This is a genomic window from Thauera sp., from assembly GCF_035444905.1.
Taxonomy (GTDB): domain Bacteria; phylum Pseudomonadota; class Gammaproteobacteria; order Burkholderiales; family Rhodocyclaceae; genus Thauera.
Map to the genome: position 1 here is coordinate 1 of NZ_DAOMPS010000147.1, position 1,576 is coordinate 1,576.

A 1,576-nucleotide genomic window follows, 5' to 3' on the forward strand; every position below is an offset into this window, starting at 1 on the left:
CGCTTGATGACGATGGTGTTCTTCGAGTTGACCACGTCGAGGATCGGCATGCCGTAGATCGGGCTGGCCGGGTCGGTCTTCGCCACCGGGTTGACCACGTCGTTGGCGCCGATCACCAGCGAGACGTCGGTGTTCGGGAACTCGGGGTTGATGTCGTCCATGTCGACGATCAGGTCGTAGGGCACGCCGGCCTCGGCCAGCAGCACGTTCATGTGCCCGGGCATGCGCCCGGCCACCGGGTGGATCGCGAACTTCACCTTGACCCCGCGCTCGATCAGCCGCTGCGACAGCTCCCAGATCTTGTGCTGCGCCTGCGCCACCGCCATGCCGTAGCCGGGCACGATCACCACGCGCTCGGCGAAGGCCATCATCGCCGCCACGTCGCCGGCCTCGATCGGCTTCTGCGCGCCGCTGATCTCCTGCGCCTCGCCACCCCCTCCACCGAAGTTGGAGAACAGCACGTTGCTGATCGGCCGGTTCATCGCCTTGGCCATCAGCCGCGTGAGCAGCATGCCCGCCGCGCCGACCATCATGCCGGCGATGATCAGCGCCTCGTTGCCGAGCACGTAACCCTCGAACGCCACCGCCAGGCCGGTGAAGGCGTTGTACAGCGAGATCACCACCGGCATGTCGGCGCCGCCGATCGGCAGCGTCATCAGCACGCCCAGCGCCAGCGCGACCACGAAGAAGGCGATGATCCACGACACGTCCAGCGTCCAGATCACCATGCCACCCAGCACCACCGCCGCGACGAACACCAGCAAGTTGAACACCTGCTGCCCGGGGAAGGTGTAGCGCTTGTCCATGCGCCCGTCGAGCTTGGCCCAGGCGATCACCGAACCCGACAGCGCCACCGCGCCGATCAGCGAGCCCAGCACCGCCAGCACCAGCGCCACCTTGCCCGGCGCCTGCCCTGCTGCCGACCAGCGCAGCAGCTCGACCGCGCCGATCGCCGCCGCCGAGCCACCGCCCATGCCGTTGAACAGCGCCACCATCTGCGGCATGTCGGTGATCGCCACCTTCTTGCCCCAGACCCACGCGATCACCGTGCCGAGGAGCGTCGCCACCAGGATCAGCGCGATGTTGTCCAGCCCCGGCTGGAAGAACGTCGCCACCGTGGCGATCACCATGCCCAGGCCGGCCCAGCGGATGCCGCTGCGCGCGGTCATCGGCGAGGCCATGCGCTGCAGGCCGAGCAGGAACAGCGTGGCCGCGACCAGGTAGCTGGTCTTGATCGCGATGTCGAGGAACTGCGCCAGCGCCGGGCTCATGCCTGCTCTCCCTTGGCCGCGGGCTTCTTGCTGGTCTTGAACATGTCCAGCATGCGCTCGGTGACCACGTAGCCACCGGCGGCGTTGCCGGCGCCGAGGAACACCGCGATGAAGCCGATCACCTTCTCCGCCGTGGTGTCGGCGTGGCCGAGCACCACCATCGCCCCGATCAGCACGATGCCGTGGATGAAGTTGCTGCCCGACATCAGCGGCGTGTGCAGGATCACCGGCACCCGCGAAATGATCACGTGGCCGGCGATCGCCGCCAGCATGAAGATGTACAGGGCCACGAATCCGTCGCTCAT

2 protein-coding genes are annotated in these 1,576 nt (G+C 67.6%); both read right to left on the bottom strand.

The window, feature by feature from the left end; translation table 11 throughout:
- Positions 1 to 1,271 (bottom strand): NAD(P)(+) transhydrogenase (Re/Si-specific) subunit beta (locus tag PLC66_RS22690; RefSeq protein ID WP_324544441.1); only part of this gene is annotated, 1,271 nt, incomplete at its 3' end.
- Positions 1,268 to 1,576, bottom strand: a complete 309-nt coding sequence (locus PLC66_RS22695; RefSeq protein WP_324544442.1) for an NAD(P) transhydrogenase subunit alpha part 2 — start codon at positions 1,574 to 1,576, stop codon at positions 1,268 to 1,270. The genes PLC66_RS22690 and PLC66_RS22695, both read right to left, overlap by 4 nt.